The organism is Lacinutrix sp. MEBiC02595 (assembly GCF_053601555.1).
Map to the genome: position 1 here is coordinate 1 of NZ_JBSHNU010000194.1, position 370 is coordinate 370.

The following is a 370-nucleotide window of genomic DNA, read 5'->3' on the forward strand; positions in this document are numbered from 1 at the left end:
CAAACGACACAGATCCAAATGATGCATGTGAATTTACAGCAGCAGATATTACATTACCTGTAACAGCAATCACAGATTGTGATGGTGATGGAGAAACAAGTGATACGGATCCAAATGATACGGATCCATGTATTGGAGGAACATTATCCAATGTAGATTTAACAGACACAACAAGTGACTGGGCAACTGCAGATTGTGATGGAGACGGAGTAAGTAACTTAGACGAAGTGGATCCTGATGGAGACGGCGTTCAAGGACCAAACGACACAGATCCAAATGATGCATGTGAATTTACAGCAACAGATATTACATTACCTGTAACAGCGATCACAGATTGTGATGGCGATGGAGAAACAAGTGATACGGATCC

At 41.9% G+C, this 370-nt stretch carries 1 pseudogene; it reads left to right on the forward strand.

Annotation, left to right across the window (positions count from 1 at the left end):
- A pseudogene (locus tag ACVCZW_RS05845) lies at positions 1 to 370 on the forward strand (hypothetical protein); the annotation flags it as partial.